The 16,337-nt window shown below is 34.6% G+C and carries 15 protein-coding genes; 6 read left to right on the top strand and 9 right to left on the bottom strand.

Annotation, left to right across the window (positions count from 1 at the left end):
• Nucleotide 1 precedes the first annotated feature (1 nt).
• The 6 genes from polA to ACFINK_RS01660 all read right to left on the bottom strand — a co-directional run bounded on the left by polA (nt 2) and on the right by ACFINK_RS01660 (nt 6,821).
• Nucleotides 2–2,929: a DNA polymerase I gene (gene polA, locus ACFINK_RS01685; RefSeq protein WP_375638144.1), complete on the bottom strand. Its 2,928-nt coding sequence runs from the start codon at nt 2,927–2,929 to the stop codon at nt 2–4.
• Between the two features lie 298 nt (nt 2,930–3,227).
• Nucleotides 3,228–3,935, bottom strand: coding sequence for a DNA polymerase III subunit epsilon (gene dnaQ / locus ACFINK_RS01680; RefSeq protein ID WP_375629128.1), 708 nt, complete (start codon nt 3,933–3,935; stop codon nt 3,228–3,230).
• Nucleotides 3,936–3,939: 4 nt separating this feature from the next.
• Nucleotides 3,940–4,527 carry a dephospho-CoA kinase gene (coaE, locus tag ACFINK_RS01675; protein ID WP_375612770.1) on the bottom strand — a complete coding sequence of 196 codons (588 nt, stop codon included), beginning with the start codon at nt 4,525–4,527 and terminating at the stop codon, nt 3,940–3,942.
• Entirely contained in the window at nt 4,524–5,396 is an 873-nt protein-coding gene (locus ACFINK_RS01670; RefSeq protein WP_375629126.1) for a shikimate dehydrogenase, read from the bottom strand. The genes coaE and ACFINK_RS01670 overlap by 4 nt, the downstream gene beginning before the upstream one ends.
• Complete coding sequence (locus ACFINK_RS01665) at nt 5,389–5,985, bottom strand: Maf family nucleotide pyrophosphatase (protein ID WP_375611343.1); 597 nt, start codon at nt 5,983–5,985, stop codon at nt 5,389–5,391. Before ACFINK_RS01665 ends, ACFINK_RS01670 begins: the two co-directional genes overlap by 8 nt.
• On the bottom strand, nt 5,982–6,821 hold the full coding sequence (locus tag ACFINK_RS01660; protein ID WP_375612767.1) for a pyruvate, water dikinase regulatory protein: 840 nt from the start codon (nt 6,819–6,821) through the stop codon (nt 5,982–5,984). The genes ACFINK_RS01665 and ACFINK_RS01660 overlap by 4 nt, the downstream gene beginning before the upstream one ends.
• Nucleotides 6,822–7,373: 552 nt before the next feature.
• Here ACFINK_RS01660 and rho point away from each other — a divergent pair.
• From rho to ACFINK_RS01630, 6 genes are all read left to right on the top strand, one after another.
• On the top strand, nt 7,374–8,639 hold the full coding sequence (gene rho / locus ACFINK_RS01655; protein WP_015857121.1) for a transcription termination factor Rho: 1,266 nt from the start codon (nt 7,374–7,376) through the stop codon (nt 8,637–8,639).
• Between the two features lie 31 nt (nt 8,640–8,670).
• Nucleotides 8,671–9,978 carry a tRNA uridine-5-carboxymethylaminomethyl(34) synthesis GTPase MnmE gene (gene mnmE, locus ACFINK_RS01650; protein WP_375638143.1) on the top strand — a complete coding sequence of 436 codons (1,308 nt, stop codon included), beginning with the start codon at nt 8,671–8,673 and terminating at the stop codon, nt 9,976–9,978.
• Nucleotides 9,979–10,084: 106 nt separating this feature from the next.
• Entirely contained in the window at nt 10,085–11,953 is a 1,869-nt protein-coding gene (mnmG, locus tag ACFINK_RS01645) for a tRNA uridine-5-carboxymethylaminomethyl(34) synthesis enzyme MnmG (protein ID WP_375638142.1), read from the top strand.
• Complete coding sequence (gene rsmG, locus ACFINK_RS01640; protein ID WP_375638141.1) at nt 11,953–12,600, top strand: 16S rRNA (guanine(527)-N(7))-methyltransferase RsmG; 648 nt, start codon at nt 11,953–11,955, stop codon at nt 12,598–12,600. Before mnmG ends, rsmG begins: the two co-directional genes overlap by 1 nt.
• A gap of 6 nt (nt 12,601–12,606) precedes the next feature.
• Entirely contained in the window at nt 12,607–13,404 is a 798-nt protein-coding gene (locus ACFINK_RS01635; RefSeq protein ID WP_273790170.1) for a ParA family protein, read from the top strand.
• Between the two features lie 41 nt (nt 13,405–13,445).
• A complete protein-coding gene (locus tag ACFINK_RS01630; protein WP_375612765.1) occupies nt 13,446–14,342 on the top strand; it encodes a ParB/RepB/Spo0J family partition protein in 897 nt (298 codons plus the stop codon).
• A gap of 23 nt (nt 14,343–14,365) precedes the next feature.
• Here ACFINK_RS01630 and ACFINK_RS01625 read toward each other — a convergent pair whose 3' ends face one another.
• From ACFINK_RS01625 to gloB, 3 genes are all read right to left on the bottom strand, one after another.
• Nucleotides 14,366–14,833 (bottom strand): hypothetical protein, encoded by a 468-nt coding sequence (locus ACFINK_RS01625; protein WP_375611337.1) that lies wholly within the window; start codon nt 14,831–14,833, stop codon nt 14,366–14,368.
• A gap of 196 nt (nt 14,834–15,029) precedes the next feature.
• On the bottom strand, nt 15,030–15,527 hold the full coding sequence (locus tag ACFINK_RS01620) for a hypothetical protein (RefSeq protein WP_375638140.1): 498 nt from the start codon (nt 15,525–15,527) through the stop codon (nt 15,030–15,032).
• 2 nt (nt 15,528–15,529) lie between these two features.
• A complete protein-coding gene (gloB, locus tag ACFINK_RS01615; RefSeq protein ID WP_375628534.1) occupies nt 15,530–16,291 on the bottom strand; it encodes a hydroxyacylglutathione hydrolase in 762 nt (253 codons plus the stop codon).
• Nucleotides 16,292–16,337 lie beyond the last annotated feature (46 nt).

The raw sequence follows: 16,337 nt of genomic DNA, 5'->3' as shown, positions 1-16,337 counted from the left end.
ATTAATGTGCCTCATCCCAATTTTGAGCCGTCATAACTTTTACTTCAAGCGGTACAGATAAAGATAGAACCGGTATTGTAGCATTTTCCATAACATTTTTAACAACAGTCATGGTTTTTTTACTTTCTTCTTCTGGTACTTCAAAAATCAGTTCATCATGAACTTGCAGCAACATTTTTGCTGATAGTTTTTCTGCTTTTAAAGCATCTTCCATATGTATCATAGCGCGGCGAATAATATCGGCCGCAGAACCTTGAATTGGAGCATTGATAGCTGCCCGCTCATTAAGAGAACGAATTTTTACATTCTTTGCTTTTATTTCTGGATAATGGATACGACGTCCAAAAATTGTTTCTACATAACCATTTTCACGTGCAAAGATTTTGGTCTTCTCCATATAATCTTTAATTCCTGGAAATCTTTCAAAATACAGTTGAATATAACGACCCGCTTCTTGGCGTGAAATTCCCAATTGATTGGCTAATCCAAAAGCTGAAATACCATAAATAATACCAAAATTAATCGCTTTTGCACGCCGTCGTATATCTGAATGCATTCCTTCTATCGCAACACCAAACATTTGTGATGCCGTTATAGCGTGAATATCATGCCCTTTAGCAAAAGCTTCTTTTAATGCTTTTATATCCGCAATATGTGCAAGAATGCGCAACTCAATCTGACTATAATCAGCAGAAAGTAACACATGTCCTTTGGGAGCAATAAAAGCTGTTCGAATTTTACGTCCTTCAGCAGTTCGCACTGGAATATTTTGCAAATTTGGCTCTGATGATGATAACCGACCAGTTGATGTTATTGCCAAAGAATAATTCGTGTGAACTCGCCCTGTTTTTGAAAAAATATAAGAAGGCAAGGCATCTGTATAGGTAGATTTTAGCTTTGAAAGTTGACGCCACTCAATAATTTTACGCGGTAAAATATGACCTTCAGCAGCCAACTCTTCTAAGGTCTGTGCAGAAGTTGACCATTGTCCACCCTTTGTTTTAGCGCCTCCAGGCAATCCCATTTTGCCAAAAAGGATATCCCCTAATTGCTTTGGCGAAGCAAGATTAAACTTTTCATCAGCTTGTTTGTAAATTTCCTCTTCTAGAATCAAAGCAGCTTGTGCCAACTCTCCTGAAAGACGCAATAAAATCTGCCGATCAATAAGAATCCCCCGTTCTTCCATTCTTGCAAGAACTTCTACAAGAGGTCTATCAAGACGCTCATAAATTTTTGTCATTCCACGAGCAACAAGTTGCGGTTTCAATACTTGCCAAAGACGTAGCTTTATATCAGCATCTTCCGCCGCATAAAGGGTTGCTTGTTTTAAATCTACTTGTGCAAAAGAAGTAATTTTTTTCCCGTTATGCGTTAAATCTTTATAGGCAATTGGTTTATGCTCAAGCCAACGTTCAGACAAATCATCCATATTATGGGTTAACATTCCAGCATCAAAAGCATATGATAAAAGCATGGTGTCGTCAAAAGAGCTTATCATAATGTCGTATTGCTTCATCACCAACCAATCATATTTTATATTATGACCAATTTTTAACACCGCTGAATCTTCTAATATCGGTTTTAAAAGTGCTAAAGCTTTTCGAGCCCCAATCTGTGAAGCAATGCGCCCGCCCCTCAAAAGGTCCTCTTCTCCTTCATCAAAATGTTCAAGAGGTATATAAGCTGCTTTTTCCGGCTGTAATGCGAGTGAAAAACCAACAAGCTTTGCTTGCATCGGATCAAGAGATGTTGTTTTAGTATCAAAAGCGAAAAAACCCTGCTCTTGTGCTTGTGATAACCAGTCTTTTAAAATTTCCTCATCAAGAATTGTTGTATAAGCATCTCTTGTAATTTTTTGAGTCAGCGCTTGATCTTTACGTTCTTGTGCAAAAACTTGTGGAGAATTTTCAGAAAAATTATGAAGGGATGCGCGCTCAGTATTCTTGATATCAGAATCATGCCTGATATCAGAATCATTCCTGGGGCTTAGTTTTTCCCATTCAACATTTATATCAAGTGCGTCAATAACAGCTGCATCGCATGTTGTTGCCTCTGCCACGCGACGCGTTAATGTTGAAAACTCCATCGCTTTCAAAAAAGCAATTAAACGTGGACCATCTTGTGGCTCCAAAATAAAATCATCTAAATCATTATCTATAGGAACATCTGTTTTAAGCCTGACAAGTTCACGAGATATTTTAACTTGTTCTCTATAAGCTTGAATGTTTTCACGTCGTTTTGTTTGTTTAATTTCTGTTACGTTTTGCAATAGAAGATCAAGAGAACCAAATTCATTTAACAACTGAGCTGCAGTTTTTGGACCAATGCCTGGAATACCCGGTACATTATCCGTTGAATCTCCAATTAATGCTTGTAAATCAATCATTTTTTCAGGCGCAACACCCCATTTTTCTATAACTTCTGAGATACCTATATGCTTATCTTTCATTCCATCATACAAAGATACATGCGTATTTACGAGTTGCATAAGATCCTTATCGGAAGAAATAATGGTTGTTTTTGCCCCAACCTTTGTTGCCAACTTTGCATAGGTAGCAATTAAATCATCCGCTTCAAAGCCTTCCTTTTCAATACAAGGCAAATTAAAAGCCTTCGTTGCTTGGCGTATTAGCGCGAATTGAGGAATTAGATCTTCAGGAGGTTCAACGCGATTCGCTTTATATTCAGGATAAATTTGTTTCCGAAAAGTATCAGATGAATAATCAAAAATAACAGCAAAATGTGTTGGAACAACACCCGTAGCTGTATTACGAGCATCACAAAGTAATTTCCATAACATATTGCAAAAACCAGCTACTGCTCCTACAGGAAGTCCATCCTTTTTACGTTTTAAAGGCGGCAAAGCATAATAAGCACGAAAAATATAGCCTGATCCGTCAACCAAAAAAAGATGATCTGTTGCTTTCATGACATTTTTTCTCCATTTCAGCTAAAAAAACAAATTACCCTTATATATTTTTTCACTTTGCCTCTAAAAAGCCATTTTTTCTCTTCATAAGACGTGAAGTCGTTGCACTTTATATTAAGTACCTAGAGCTTTTCTTTGCTGTTACAGGATTAATAGCTTTCATTTTGCTCCTCCTATGATAGCTGAGGTACGATGTAGCGACAGGGTCGTTGTGGTGTTCCCCTCCCCACAACGACCGTTTTTTTTGACATCGATATTCTTTAATTTCAATCGTGACTCTTTTAGATAAAAGATGATGTTATTCATGAATTTTGAAGTTATTCCACAGAGCTTTTTCACCCATTTTGTAGATAAAATCAGCGTGTAACTTTTTTTCTTGCATACTCAATCTTGAAGGTAAAGCCTGCGGGCGAATTTTAACGGCATAAGATGTATCTTTATCGTTCTGGATATGTTCATCAATACCCCTTCTGTTATCAAAACCCAATACACCTTGCTTTCCACCGATGAGCTCAATATAAACATCGGCTAGAATCTCTGCATCAAGCAAAGCACCATGAAGAACACGATGGCTGTTATCAATTCCAAAACGTTTGCATAAAATATCAAGAGAATTAGGACCCATAGGAAATTTACGCCGCGCCATAGCCAATGTATCAAGAATATTATCAACACTGATAAGCGGTTTGTTGACGCGTTTTAATTCTGCATTAATAAAACCAATATCAAAACTCGCATTATGCGCAATCATTGTCGCGTCTTTGATAAATTCCAAAAATTCATCAACAATATCACTAAAACTTTTCTCGTTTTTCAAGCGTTCATTGGTTAATCCGTGAATTGCTACAACTTCATCAGGAATAATAACGCCTTCAGGGTTTAAATAAACATGAAATTGGCGTCCTGTGAGATAACGATCAACCATTTCTACACAACCAATTTCGATTATGCGATCTTTCTCTTTATCTAAACCTGTTGTTTCTGTATCAAAAATAATTTCACGCATAATTTTAATTCTTTAGCAATTTTTTTATCACATCAAAAACCTGTTGACGTGTATTCTCTAAATCTTTCCCTGTATCAATAATAAAATCAGCGCGTTCTCGTTTTTTTTCATCTGGCATTTGTTGAGCGTTGATAAAGGCAAATTTTTTCTCATTCATACCTTGGCGAATCATTACACGTTCTTTTTGTATTTCTGGTGGAGCAGAAACAACAATAACGCTATCCACACGACTTTCACCATTTTTTTCAAACAGAAGTGGAATATCAAGAATAACTAATTTTTTCCCTTGTTCACGCGCTATATCAATAAATTCCCTTTCTTTTTCTTGCACCAAAGGATGAATTATTTTTTCTAATGTTTGTAATTTTTCTTTATCATCAATCAAAATTTCAGAAAGTTTCAAACGGTTAACTTCTCCGTTTTCAACCACACCAGGAAAAATACGCTCTATGAATGACAAAGCTGGCTCACTTTTATAAAGCTGTTGTACTGCTTCATCAGCACTAAAAACAGAAATACCCGCTTGCTTGAAAAAATCAGCAACTGTTGATTTTCCCATAGCAATTGATCCCGTTAATCCTATGATCTTCATTCTCTTTTTTCACTCATATCCTCTAAAATAGCTGTCCGTAACGCTTTTGTTACCTGTGGTCTTATTCCGAACCACTGTTCAAACCCTATAACAGCCTGATGTAGAAGCATCCCAAGTCCATCAACCGTCTTGAGATCACAAGCCTTTGCCTGTTGTAAAAAAGGAGTTATCAATGGTGTATAAATAATATCTGTTACTAATGCCGTTTTTTTTGCTTTATGAAAATCGCAAAAAAAAGAATCACTTTTTTCTTCTGGACTTTTTATGCCAATAGAGGTTGTATTAACAATCAAATCAGCTTGATGAAGTATTTCATGGATTTTATGCCAATCGTAAACTTTAATGATTTTTCCAAAATGCTGAGCTAAATTATCAGCACGTTGTTTTGTACGGTTAATTAAATAAATCTGTTCAAATCCGCGTCTTTTTAAGGCATATATGATAGCGCGTGCGGCACCACCTGCTCCAAAAACAAGAGCTGTTTCCCCTCCCCAATCAGATACAAAATCATCAAGATTAGCGCTAAAACCATAGGCATCACTATTCGTGGCACAAAGCTTATCTCCTTCATACCAAAGTGTATTAACAGCACCAATCATTGTTGCTCTCTCATCTTTATAATCTGCTAAACGAAAAGCTTCCTGTTTATAAGGCAAAGTAACATTTCCTCCACAAAAGCCTATTTTTTGTAAAGACGCAATAAAATGACTGAACTCTTCAGATGTTACTTCTTGTGCAAGATATTCTCCTTGTAAACCATATTGTTTAAGCCAAAAATTGTGAATTCTTGGCGATTTTGAATGATGAATTGGAGAACCAACAACAAAAGCACGCGGATAATTTGTTTTTTTTATTGTTAAGTCAACCATCAATAATTCCTAAGTGGCGCAGTTTTATGAGTAGAGGCAGCAAAGGTAAACCAACAATGGTAAAAAAATCTCCTTCAATTTTTTCAAAGAGATGAATTCCTTCTCCTTCAATTTGATATACTCCCACGCTGTTTAAAACATCTTTTCCTACGCGTGCTAAATAACGTTCAATAAATTCTGATGAGAGTAAACGGACGGACATATGTGCACTAAAAGCTTCAACCCAAATTTTTTGACCATTTTTAAATAAAGCTACCGCACTATGAAGAGAATGGGTTTTTCCTGATAATTCACATAAACGTTGATGTGCTTCTTTAATATTTGTTGCTTTGTGAAAAACTTGACCTTCAAAATCAAGAACTTGATCACAACCAATAACGAAAGCATCAGGAAAACGGTCTGAAACATTTTTTGCTTTTGCGCTCGCAAGAAAACAGCTGAGTTCTTTAGGTGTTTTTTCTTTTGCTTTTTTTTCTACTTCTCTTTCATCAAAAGAAGCTCCTTCAATGGAAAAATTTAAGCCTGCTTTTTTTAATAATTTTGCACGATAAAAACTAAGAGATGCTAATATTAAAGTATCTGCGTTCATGAGAATTTTCTCTCATTTCCTTCACGAAATCGTGATAACAGTTCAAATATTGCAGCAGCAGTTTCTTCAATAGAACGTCTTGTGACATCAATAATAGGCCAACCAAAACGTTCGCAAATGCGTTTTGCATGGATTAATTCTTCAGCTATGTTGATACGATTAGTATAATTATCAAGAGCAAAACCTTCTCCTAAATCTCTATTTTGACGAATATGTGAGATTCTTTCAGCTGAAGCAATTAAACCAATAATTAAAGAATTTTTTACCTCTAAAAGAGATTCTGGCAAATCAATTCCTGGAATAAGAGGAACATTAGCCGTTTTGATTCCGCGATTTGCTAAATAGATGCTTGTTGGTGTTTTAGAGGTTCTTGAAATTCCCACAAGGATCACATCTGCTTCGGATAAGCTACTGGAAGACTGTCCATCATCATGCTCTATTGTAAAATCCAGTGCCTCAATACGGCGAAAATAATCTGCATTAAGATCATGTTGTGCGCTCGCACGTAAATGTGTTGGCATTCCAAGGTAAGACTGAAAAGCATTTAAAACAGGATGCAATATATCAATACAGGGAACTTCTATTTTTTTGCATTTTTTTTGAAGGAGTAGTTTAAGTTCTTCATCAATCATTGTGTAAAGAACAATACCTGGCTCTTGTTGTATTTCATCAAGAGCTTTCTGTAACTGTATTCTATTACGAATCATAGGATAGATATGCTCTGTTGCCTGAATCATTGCATATTGCGATGCTACAGCTCTTCCAACAGAAATTAATGTTTCTCCTGTTGCATCAGAAAGCATGTGTAAATGAAAGAATTTTTTTTCTTTTGTCACAAAAATTTTAACTCCTTGTTAAGACATGTGTATATATCCTCACCGTTTTTTATAAAACTAAAATTTATGAAAAATTCTCCTTTTTTATGCACAAATTAAATGCTTGTGATAATTTAATCCCTCTTATAAAAAAAGAGGGGATAATATCTTTAAGATAGTGATATTTTTATTCTTTTTTCAGTTCCTTTTGTGGATAAAATTGAGGATAAATAATAATCCACACTAAACACAGTTATAAATAAGAATAATCCTTTCTTTAATATAAATTTATTAATATAAATTTCTGTAAAAAATACTTTTGAATAGCATTTCATTAATGCTATAATCCTAACTCACATTTTTGTTATTAAAATAATTAAATACTATTTGGATTTTATATTTTTTCAAGTTTTTCATATAATTACTTAATATTACAGGAACAAATTTCATATAAATGGTACTTGCAGATTAAAAAAATTGAGTGTAGGATATTTTTTCTTAATAATATTTCACTCATAAATTTCCATAAATTATTTAGAACAATCTTCTCCTTAATTACAAAGAGCATATTTCATGCAAAAAATGAAACTACAAGAACTTAAAAGCAAAAATCCCGTTGAGCTTGTTTCTTTTGCTGAAACATTAGAAGTTGAAAATGCCTCCCTTATGCGCAAACAAGAATTAATGTTTGCTATCTTGAAAAAACTTGCTCTACAAGACGTTGAAATTATAGGAGAAGGTGTTGTTGAAGTTTTACAAGACGGATTTGGATTTTTGAGATCTGCTGATGCTAATTATCTTCCTGGTCCTGATGATATTTATCTTTCACCTGCACAAATACAGTCGTTTTCTTTAAAAACAGGCGATACAATTGAAGGTCCCATACGCAGTCCAAAAGAGGGAGAACGTTATTTTGCTCTCCTTAAAATTAATACAATTAATTTCGAAAAACCTGAAAAGATTCGTTATAAAATCCACTTTGATAATCTTACTCCTCTTTATTCAAATGAACGTTTCCAAATGGAAATACAAGATCCTACAGAGAAAGATATGTCATCACGCGTGATTGATTTGATATCTCCATTGGGAAAAGGACAAAGAGGGTTAATTGTAGCTCCTCCTCGGACGGGAAAAACAGTTTTACTTCAAAATATTGCTCATTCTATTACCACTAATCATCCTGAATGTTATCTCATTGTTCTTTTAATTGATGAACGACCAGAAGAAGTTACTGATATGCAGCGTTCAGTAAAAGGAGAAGTGGTTTCTTCTACTTTTGATGAACCTGCAATACGTCACGTACAAGTGGCAGAAATGGTTATTGAAAAAGCCAAACGTCTTGTTGAATATGGGCGTGATGTTGTTATTCTTCTCGATTCTATTACACGTCTTGGGCGTGCATATAATACAGTTGTTCCTTCTTCAGGTAAAGTTTTAACAGGTGGTGTGGATGCAAATGCCCTCCAGCGTCCAAAGCGTTTTTTTGGTGCAGCACGTAATATTGAAGAAGGCGGATCTTTAACCATTATTGCAACGGCTTTGATTGATACAGGAAGTCGTATGGATGAGGTTATTTTTGAAGAATTTAAAGGAACAGGTAATTCGGAAATTGTTCTTGATCGAAAAGTTGCTGATAAACGTATTTTCCCTGCTATGGATATTTTAAAGTCAGGAACGCGTAAGGAAGAACTTCTGGTAGAACGACAAGATTTACACAAAATTTTTGTTCTTCGTCGTATTTTAGCATCTATGAATGTAACAGATGCAATTGAATTTTTGATTGATAAATTAAAGCAAACAAAAAACAATAGTGAATTTTTTGATTCAATGAATACGTAGAGTCATTAAAGTTTTTATTAGGATAAAACCTGTGGATACAATCTTTGCTGTTTCGAGTGGATTGTTACCTTCAGGGGTTGCAGTCATTCGGCTTTCTGGTCCTCATGTTGTGGATATAGTTAAAACGCTTTGTGGTCGTTTACCTAAAGCACGTTTTATGCATTATGGAAATCTTACTGCTCGTGATGGTAGTTTTTTAGATTCTGGTTTAACTGTTTTTTTTCCTGCTCCTCATAGTTTTACGGGGGAAGATTGTGCAGAATTCCATTTACATGGAGGAAAAGCAGTCGTTAATCGTTTTCTCGATGAATTGTCGACATTTTCTGGATGCCGTATTGCAGAAGCAGGTGAATTTTCACGTCGTGCTTTTATGGAAGGAAAATTAGATCTTGTTCAAGCAGAAGGTCTTGCTGATTTAATAGAAGCAGAAACGGAAAGCCAACGGCGTTTAGCTGTTATGGGTACAAGTGGACATTTAACGACGCTTTATCGTGATTGGCGTCATAAGCTTATGAAGGCGCGTGCTTTTATTGAGGCAGAACTTGATTTTGTTGATGAAGCAGATATTCCCAACGCAATATCTGATAAAGTTTGGAAAGATGTTCAGGATCTTTGTACTTCTATTCGGGAATATATTACTGAAGGAGAACGTGCGAGTATTTTACGTGATGGATTAAAAATTGTTATTGCTGGTGCTCCAAATTCTGGAAAATCAAGCATTATGAATCGTCTTTCAGGAAGATCTGTTGCTATTGTAACGGAAGAAGCAGGAACAACCCGTGATGCTTTAGAAATGAGAATTATTCTTGGTGGTTTACCTGTTTTTTTAACCGATACTGCTGGTTTTAGAAAAACAGAAAATAAAATAGAACAGATGGGAATAGAAATTGCTAAACAGCATGTTAGGGAAGCTGATTTGGTTATTTTGGTTTATGATATAAGAAATCCTAAGCAAGTTGATTTACCAGAAACATCGGCTGAAATATGGTGTGTTGGCAATAAGCTTGATCTTTATGAAAAAAATGATCAGCGTTGGTCTATACAATTTTCCGCATTAACTGGTTTAAATTTTGATTATTTTATAAAAGAACTTGAATCATTTTGTCATTATCGTGCTTCTAAAATTGGAAATATTGTTCCAGCACGTAAAAGGCAACTTCAATTATTAAAGCAGGCTGTTAAAGAGATTGAATTTTCTCTTAATTATCATTCTCTTGATCTCAGTTTACGTGCAGAACATCTCCGTTGTGCAAGTGATTTTCTTGGGAAAATTACAGGAGATATTGATGTTGAAGATTTGCTTGATATTATTTTTTCAGAATTTTGTGTTGGTAAATAATGATTCACGTGAAACATTGATTATTTCATAGACAGATTATAAAGATTATGTAATTTATATCCTGTTTCACGTGAAACCTTAGAATATTTTCTACGGAATGAATTAAATGCAATCATATGATGTTGTTATTGTTGGTGGTGGTCATGCTGGCTGTGAAGCGGCTTCAGCTTCAGCACGTGTAGGAGCCAAAACAGCGCTTGTTACACATAAAATATCAGCACTGGGAACAATGTCGTGTAATCCTGCTATTGGTGGACTTGGAAAAGGGCATCTAGTTCGTGAAATAGATGCGTTAGATGGTCTTATGGGAAGAGCAGCAGATGCTGCTGGAATTCAGTTTAGACTACTTAATAGACGTAAAGGACCGGCAGTAAGAGGACCACGAACACAGGCAGATAGACAACTTTATAAAAAAGCAATTCAAAAATTATTAAAAGAACAAGAAAATCTTACTCTTATTGAGGATGAAGTTATTGATCTGGTTGTTAAAGATAATTGTGTATCAGGTGTTATTTTAAAAAAACAAGGAACAATTTTTTCTGGTGCTGTTGTTTTAACAACAGGTACGTTTTTAAATGGCTTTATTCATATTGGTAATAAAACATGGGCTGCTGGTCGTATGGGAGATCAGTCAAGTGTAAAACTTGCTGAACATTTGAAAAAATATCATATAAAACTTGGACGATTAAAAACAGGAACCCCTGCTCGTTTGAGTAAAAAAACAATTGCTTGGGAAGCTCTCCAAAAACAACAAGCAGATGAAAATCCCATACCCTTTTCTCTTTTAACAGAGAAAATTGAACAACCACAAATTGAATGTGCAATAACACGTACAAATGAGAAAACACATCAAATTATTCGCGAGAATATTTATCGCTCTGCTTTATATTCTGGAAATATTGAAGGGTTAGGACCACGTTATTGTCCTTCTGTTGAAGATAAAATTGTTAAATTTGGAGAACGTGATGGACATCAGATCTTTCTGGAACCAGAAGGATTAAATGATGATACTGTTTATCCAAATGGTCTTTCTACTTCTCTTCCTGAAGATGTACAAATTTCTCTATTGAAAACCATTGAAGGATTGGAAAATGCTATAGTTTTGCAACCTGGTTATGCTATTGAATATGATTTTGTTAATCCACAACAATTAACGAGAAACTTAGAATTACGTTCTTTACCGGGTTTGTTCTTAGCAGGCCAAATTAATGGTACAACAGGATATGAAGAAGCAGCAGCACAAGGACTTTTAGCTGGATTAAATGCTGCACGTAAAGTAGGTAAATTAGATGAAATACTTATAAGTCGTTCTACTGCTTATATTGGTGTTATGATTGATGATTTGGTTTCACGTGGTGTTTATGAACCTTATAGGATGTTTACATCACGTGCTGAATTTCGTTTATCTTTACGATCTGATAATGCTGATACGCGTTTAACACCTTTGGCACAAAAATGGGGTATTGTGAGTAAAATACGTTGGGAATGTTATCAGAAAAAACAACAACGGCTTGATCAAGCACGATCAATATGTCAAAATCTTTTTTTAACACCCAATGAAGCTTCTGCTCATGGATTACATGTTAATCATGATGGAATTCGGCGTTCGGCTTATGATTTTCTTGCTTATCCTCATATGACCTTAGAGCGTCTTTCAGATTTTTGGCCACAATTAAAAACAATTGATTCTAAAACAGCAGAATCTTTAGAAATTGAAGCACAATATGCGGTTTATTTAGATAAACAAGCACAAGATATTGCCTCTCTTCAGAGAGATGAGCGTTTAGAAATTCCTTCTTCTCTCGATGTTCAGGCAATTTCAGGTCTTTCAAATGAACTTAAATCAAAAATTCAAGAAGTGTCGCCGCGTTCAATTGCTGATGCACAAAAAATTGATGGCATGACACCCGCCGCGTTATCGCTTATTATTACACATATTCAACGTCAACGACGTGAAAAGGCTAAAACAGCTTAATGAATTTTTCTACAGAAAAAAAATATCAACAATTATTAAATATTGTTCCTTCTGTTTCACGTGAAATGATGGAAAATTTAATTCAGTTTGAGTCTTTAATACTTCAGTGGAATGCACATATTAATTTGATATCTGCTACAACTATACCAGATCTATGGACACGACATATTCTAGATTCAGCACAAATTTTTCCTTTGTATGCTCATTCTTTACATTGGTGTGATTTAGGATCAGGAGGAGGTTTTCCTGCAATTGTGATTGCTATCTTTTTGAAAGAAAAAAAAGCAGGACATATTAATCTTGTTGAAAGTAATGGGAAAAAAGTTGCTTTTTTGCGAACAGTTATTGCTCAACTTAATCTTCCAGCAACGGTTTATCACGCTAGAATTGAAGATATATATCAAAAAATTCCCATATCTGATATTATAACAGCACGGGGATTAGCGCCGCTTGATACTCTTTTACAACTCATTTTTCCTTTATTAACAGAAAAAACAATAGCTCTTTTGCAAAAAGGTCGGGATTACGCTACAGAAATAAAAAATGCCTCTGCCAATTGGCACTTTGATCTGTTAAAACATAAAAGTAAAGTTGATGAAAATTCTGTTATTTTGGAAATTTCTCATATTCGATCATATAGAGGGTAGAGCAAAATGAGCGAAACACGAATTATCGCTATTGCAAACCAAAAGGGTGGAGTCGGAAAAACAACCACAGCAATTAATCTTGCTACAGCTTTAGCGGCTATTGGTGAAAATGTCCTTATTATGGATGTTGATCCACAAGGTAATGCTAGTACAGGTTTAGGGATTGATCGTAATAGCCGTCCTTTATCTTCTTATGATGTTTTGGTTTCGGGCGTTTCAATTACACAGGCGGCTTTAAAAACAGCCGTACCCAATCTTTATATAGTTCCCTCTACACTTGATCTCTTAGGTGTGGAAATGGAAATTTCTTCATCAAAAGATCGCATACAACGCTTACGTAAAGCTCTCTATGATGATCCGGAAATGGAAAAAAAATTCAATTATATTTTAATTGATTGTCCTCCCTCCCTTAATCTTTTAACACTTAATGCTATGGGGGCTGCGGATTCTGTTTTAGTGCCTATGCAGTGTGAATTTTTAGCACTTGAAGGTTTAAGTCAATTACTTGAAACAGTAAAACAAGTGCGATCCGTACTTAATCCATCTTTAGAGATCCAAGGTATTGTTCTAACAATGTATGATGGACGTAATAACCTTTCAAATCAAGTTGTTGAAGATGTACGTTCTTTTATGGGAGATAAAGTTTATCGTACTGTTATTCCACGAAATGTAAGAGTATCAGAAGCGCCTTCTTTTGGCAAACCTGTATTGCTTTATGATCTTAAATGTGCTGGGAGCCAAGCTTATTTGCGTCTAGCATCAGAAATGATTCAACGTGAAAAACAAGCACGTGCTGCTGCTTAAAAATGTAAAATTTTTTGTAAGAAAACTCAAAGAGCAAAATTATGAACGATGATCTATCAAAAAAAAGACTAGGACGTGGATTAGCGGCATTGATTGGAGATATCAATTTAAACAACAATATTGCACGTTCATCAAGCTTTGATAAATTAAATGAATCCGGTAGTCTTTCTGAGCGATTTATTTCTATTGAATCTATTTCATGTAATCCTCACAATCCTCGGCGTCATTTTACTGAAACAGAGCTTGATAATTTGACACAATCAATTCGTCAACACGGTGTGGTTCAACCGGTTATTGTGAGGCCTTTAAGAGATCATCCTCATCGGTTTGAATTGATTGCGGGTGAACGGCGCTGGCGTGCAGCACAACGTGCAAATTTAAGTCAATTACCCGTTATTATTCGTGATGTGGACGATAAAACGGCTTTGGAATTGGCAATTATTGAAAATGTTCAACGTGCAGATCTTAATCCTATCGAAGAAGCAAAGGGATATGAGATGCTTCTAAATGAACATGATTATACGCAAGTAGATTTAGCGCAAGTTATAGGAAAAAGTCGTAGTCATGTTGCAAATACGCTTCGTTTGTTAAAACTTCCAGAAAAAGTACAACAATTCTTAACTGATGGACAACTTTCTGCAGGTCATGCACGTTGTCTTATAACCGTTGATGATCCACAAAATTTAGCTGAGAAAATTATTCGTGAAGGGCTTTCAGTACGTCAAACAGAAATACTTGCATATGAGCAAGCTAATCCTAAAACTAAAAAGCGTACCAATACGGAGAAAGATGCTGAAACAAAATCTTTAGAAAAATTACTTGCAGATGTGATAGGAATGAAAGTTATTATTCGACATGGTAAAAAAGGTGGAGATTTAAAAATACATTACTCTTCATTAGAACAATTAGATGAAATTTGTCGGCGTTTACAAAGTTAATCAATTGTTCTAAAAAGATTTTTTTAACAGTTATCTTTTAAAATTTTTATTATTCTATACATATGCTCTTTAGCAAATTCTATATTTCTTGCAGGTAAAGAGTTTTTTTCATAAGTAGAATTTTCTTCATCAGTAAGTACATACAATGTCGCTTGAAGTGCTAGGTGAGCAACAACAAAATCTTTCGGTGTTATATTATTTTCTTTTAAAATATTTACAAGTTTTGGATTATTAAAAATATAGGAAGCGTATTTTTCAATATTATCATCATAAGTACTGAGATCACTTTTTGTATTTGTTTGTTCTGGTTCTGAAGATAAATTTCTACATTCTGCTTTGATTTTTTCCAGCTTTAAAAGAATATCTTCTGTTAAGGGATAATTTGCAATGAAAGGCGGTATAAAAGAAGGATCATCTATTTCTTGTTTTTTTTCTTGAGCGTATGATACAAAAGGAAAAATGAAGAAAAAACACAATAGAAGTTTAAACATGACGAAAAATTATCCTTTCTTTTTTGAATTTCAATAAATATTTTTCCGTCTGTTATTCTTTATTTTTAGAAAAACATTTGTAAATATAATCGAAATAAAAACAATTATTAGGAATGGTAAAAACACGGTGTTTTTTTAATGCACGTACTTTTTTATTAGATTAATGGGATAATATTTTTTAATGTCTCATAGCTGATTAGTTGCTCAAAATGAGTTTTTCACAGCTATTTAAAAGAATTGTTGCTTTGTAAAAATGTTTTTTAACAAATTCAAGATTGTTTAGAAATATAGTATTTTTCTCAGTAGAATATTCCTTTTCAGGTACAAATATGAGAAGCGCTGATATTTCTTTAAGTGCTGAGGTTCCCGCAGCAAAATCTTTCGGTGTTATATTATTTTCTTTTAAAATATTCACAAGTTTTGGTTTACTAGAAATATAGGTAGTGTAGTTTTCAATACTAGAGTGGATACTAGAATCATAAGTTATAAGATTATTTTTTGTTTCTGGAAGTAAGTTTTTACATTCTTTTTCAATTTTTTCCAGCTTTAAAAGAAAATCTTCTGTTAAGGGATAATTTGCAATGAGAGGTGCTATAAGAGAAGAATTATCTGTTTCCTTTTCCTCTGCCATTGTTTGTTGAATATGTATCACGAAAAGAAAAAGCAGGAACAAACGTAATACGAACTTACGCATGGTTAAAAATTGTCCTTTCTTCTTCGAACTTCAGCAAAAACTTCTTCATCTGTTTTTTCTTCCATTACAAGGTTCTTTCGCAATACACTATCATCCCAGCGGAGAAAGGGATTGGTGGCTTTTTCTTGCCCTAAGGTTACTGGTAAAGTCATAGCGTTTTTTGCACGTAGCAAAAAAACTTCCTCTATTCTTTGGTGGAGTTTTTTATTATGTGGGTCAATTGTTAGTGCGAAAAGAGCGTTATTTTTTGTATATTCGTGTCCACAATAGAGAAGTGTTTCATCAGGAAGTTTACGAAGTTTTTTTAAAGAATTCAGCATTTGTGCTGGTTTTCCTTCGAAAAGACGTCCACAGCCCAATGAAAAAAGTGTATCTCCAGCAAAGAGTAAATTCTTTTCAGGAAAATAGTAAGATAATGCGCCTAGAGTATGACCAGGTGTTGAAAGAGCTAAAAGAAGGAGTGAGCCAAAAGAAAAACTTTCATCAGGTTGAAGTGTTTTATCAAGATGATTGATCTTTTCTTTTTCTGCTTCTGGTCCGATAACCGTAGCGTTGTAAACTTGTTTTAATTCTGATAGGGCTTCTACATGGTCGTGATGATGATGAGTTACAAAAATAGTGTTAAGTGTCCAATTGTGGCGCTTTAAGGCATTGTGAATCGCTTTGCCTTCAGGAGCATCTATTGCAGCTGTCATACCACTTTTTTCATCATGAAGGAGTACACCGAAATTGTCTTCTCGACAAATAAACTGTTCAATCAACATATTTTTTCTCCCGAACAGTGTTTGGCGATGAATCTATAAAATAATC

The sequence above is a fragment of the Bartonella sp. AA16NXGY genome (assembly GCF_042197325.1).
Lineage (GTDB): Bacteria > Pseudomonadota > Alphaproteobacteria > Rhizobiales > Rhizobiaceae > Bartonella.
The sequence above is the reverse complement of the archived record's forward strand: the minus strand, read 5'-3'. Positions and strand labels throughout refer to the sequence as shown.

What these genes read in the sequence shown, in the direction of transcription:
- ACFINK_RS01635 (WP_273790170.1), top strand. Translation starts at nt 12,607, where the DNA reads ATGAGCGAAACACGAATTATCGCTATTGCAAACCAAAAGGGTGGAGTC.
- coaE (WP_375612770.1), bottom strand. Translation starts at nt 4,527, where the DNA reads ATGAAGATCATAGGATTAACGGGATCAATTGCTATGGGAAAATCAACA.
- ACFINK_RS01620 (WP_375638140.1), bottom strand. Translation starts at nt 15,527, where the DNA reads ATGCGTAAGTTCGTATTACGTTTGTTCCTGCTTTTTCTTTTCGTGATA.
- rsmG (WP_375638141.1), top strand. Translation starts at nt 11,953, where the DNA reads ATGAATTTTTCTACAGAAAAAAAATATCAACAATTATTAAATATTGTT.
- ACFINK_RS01625 (WP_375611337.1), bottom strand. Translation starts at nt 14,833, where the DNA reads ATGTTTAAACTTCTATTGTGTTTTTTCTTCATTTTTCCTTTTGTATCA.
- gloB (WP_375628534.1), bottom strand. Translation starts at nt 16,291, where the DNA reads ATGTTGATTGAACAGTTTATTTGTCGAGAAGACAATTTCGGTGTACTC.
- rho (WP_015857121.1), top strand. Translation starts at nt 7,374, where the DNA reads ATGCAAAAAATGAAACTACAAGAACTTAAAAGCAAAAATCCCGTTGAG.
- ACFINK_RS01665 (WP_375611343.1), bottom strand. Translation starts at nt 5,985, where the DNA reads ATGAACGCAGATACTTTAATATTAGCATCTCTTAGTTTTTATCGTGCA.
- polA (WP_375638144.1), bottom strand. Translation starts at nt 2,929, where the DNA reads ATGAAAGCAACAGATCATCTTTTTTTGGTTGACGGATCAGGCTATATT.
- ACFINK_RS01630 (WP_375612765.1), top strand. Translation starts at nt 13,446, where the DNA reads ATGAACGATGATCTATCAAAAAAAAGACTAGGACGTGGATTAGCGGCA.
- ACFINK_RS01670 (WP_375629126.1), bottom strand. Translation starts at nt 5,396, where the DNA reads ATGGTTGACTTAACAATAAAAAAAACAAATTATCCGCGTGCTTTTGTT.
- mnmG (WP_375638142.1), top strand. Translation starts at nt 10,085, where the DNA reads ATGCAATCATATGATGTTGTTATTGTTGGTGGTGGTCATGCTGGCTGT.
- dnaQ (WP_375629128.1), bottom strand. Translation starts at nt 3,935, where the DNA reads ATGCGTGAAATTATTTTTGATACAGAAACAACAGGTTTAGATAAAGAG.